4 protein-coding genes are annotated in these 2,094 nt (G+C 52.2%); 3 read left to right on the forward strand and 1 reads right to left on the reverse strand.

Annotated elements, in window-relative coordinates; translation table 11 throughout:
* Nucleotides 1-255 (forward strand): anthrone oxygenase family protein (locus tag AC4MRN_RS20590; RefSeq protein WP_491204385.1); only part of this gene is annotated, 255 nt, incomplete at its 5' end.
* 23 nt (nt 256-278) lie between these two features.
* Nucleotides 279-1,319 carry an AraC family transcriptional regulator gene (locus AC4MRN_RS20595; RefSeq protein WP_491204386.1) on the forward strand — a complete coding sequence of 347 codons (1,041 nt, stop codon included), beginning with the start codon at nt 279-281 and terminating at the stop codon, nt 1,317-1,319.
* Here AC4MRN_RS20595 and AC4MRN_RS20600 read toward each other — a convergent pair.
* Nucleotides 1,312-1,608 carry a hypothetical protein gene (locus tag AC4MRN_RS20600; RefSeq protein ID WP_073319889.1) on the reverse strand — a complete coding sequence of 99 codons (297 nt, stop codon included), beginning with the start codon at nt 1,606-1,608 and terminating at the stop codon, nt 1,312-1,314. The two genes, AC4MRN_RS20595 and AC4MRN_RS20600, sit on opposite strands and share 8 nt — an antisense overlap.
* 121 nt (nt 1,609-1,729) lie before the next feature.
* Between AC4MRN_RS20600 and AC4MRN_RS20605 the strand changes: the two genes are divergently transcribed.
* The coding region (locus tag AC4MRN_RS20605) for a DUF1569 domain-containing protein (protein ID WP_491204387.1) at nt 1,730-2,094 on the forward strand (365 nt) is incomplete at its 3' end.

The raw sequence follows: 2,094 nt of genomic DNA on the forward strand, positions 1-2,094 counted from the left end.
GCCCTCACCGCGCTGGTATTGCTGGTTACGCGCTCAAACGATTATCTTGCCGGGCTAATCTTCTTCGCTGGCACTTTTCTGGTCACGCTTATAAAGAATGTCCCGCTCAATAATGCCTTGTTAGCGGCAAGCGGTGAACTTGGATTTCCACACACCTGGCAGGCATACCTGCGCAACTGGGTATTTTGGAATCATGTGCGCACAGTATCGGCAACCGCAAGCGGTGCACTGCTAATCTGGCCAGCGGCACTCTGATCAGCCAAACGGGAGGAATTGTCATGTCTTCTGCATTTCGCGTATATTGGTCTGCGGCCCCTCACAACAGGACAGGCAGACCTACCGATATGGAATTCGACCCCAATCAGCGCGCGGATACGCCCCTCGAAGACAGCCCGCTGGGCAAGTTGCTGAACAACCTGCATATCGCCACGGCCTTTTGCACCGACTCCCTGTTAAGCGATCCCTGGGCGGTGGATATGCCCGCTATCCCTCATTGCCTGATGTTCCACCTGGTGTTAGATGGTGCAGCCGAATTTCACTTTGATGATACGTCCTGTGTCCTGCAAACCAATGATTTTATATTGTTTCCACGCGGCGAAGGCCACCAGCTCAACGGGCAGTCTCCTGCGCCACGCGTACCACTGACATCATTGCCCATACAGTGTGTGTCAGAGCGCTTCGAGACCCTGGAGTATGGCGGCAATGGCGAAACTTCACGGCTGTTATGTGGCGCCTTATTCTTTACCCATCCGCTGGCCCAAAAGCTACTTTCCGGTTTACCTACTGCGCTGGTGATCCGGGAATCTCACCGCCCTACCCATACGCTGGTAAAACACATTAGCGAATTGATCCGCACCGAAACTCAATATGTGGGTCTGGGCACCGAGGCGGTGTTGTCGAGGCTGGCGGAAATTCTGATTATTGCGGTGTTGCGCGAGCATCTTAATAGTCTGGAAGCAGGCACTTTAGGCTGGTTGAGTGTATTGTCGGACGATCGCATCGCCAAAGCCTTACAGCTGATCCACAACGCTCCAGATGAGCACTGGCGTTTAGAGAGTCTGGCTAAAGAAGTGGGTATGTCGCGGACCAATTTTGCCCAGCAATTTAAGCAACTGGTGGGGAACACCCCAATGGATTATTTAACTGAATGGCGCATGTCACTGGCCTATTCGAAACTCCAGTTCAGCAATGACACCTTGCTGGCCATTGCGCTGGACTTAGGTTACCAGTCTGAATCTGCCTTTTCCCGCGCCTTTAAAAAAGTCATCGGGAAAAGCCCGGGTGAAGTGCGCCGTAGCGAACAGGCTGGTGTCAGCTGAGGGGTTCGTATAGCGACTCGGTGGCTTGCTTCAAACCAGCATGGGGCAAGAACTGATCGGTAATCGTTAAAATTGCATGCAGGTTATTGGTTAGTTTTTCCAGGTCAATGTCGCCCGGTTTTACCGATGTCTGGAGTAAATGCAGGGCCATGTCGGCTAACAGCAAACGCTGTTTTTCCAGCCATTCCGGACTGTTTTTCACAGCCCCGTTAGCCAGATAGCCAGACTCAACAATGTCGTGCAATTTCCAGCTGGCTTTAATGATACTTGCGCGATCGGCATCCTTCATGTGTCGCCTCCGTAACCTGTTCGTAATGGCGTGAAGTGTATCAACCCCTCGTAATCAGCACTATACAGATCGTCCCGATTGTCATACTGTTTCACTCTGGCTTATTACCAACAGCAACAAAATGAATCGACGTACCTTTGTGATATCCGCGCTGTCTTGTGGCGCTATTGGCGTGGCGGGTGGCTATTGGCTGAATACACCGCAGCACAACGACGACATGAGCATCAGCGCCCTGCAGGCATTTTTGCGCTCATTGGATGCCAGTCAGCTGACTTCACAAACCAATTGGTCGATCGCCAGAACATTCCATCACATGACCCAAAGTGTGGATTACTCAATAACCGGTTACCCCGAACACAAACCTGAATGGTTTAAATCCTCTCTGGGCACAACGGCATTTGCGGTATTCGCCGCCAAACGCGTTATGACCCACAACCTGGAAGAACCCATCCCCGGCGCACCAGATACCCCGACATCGCTGACCGC

Source organism: Marisediminitalea sp. (assembly GCF_984433645.1).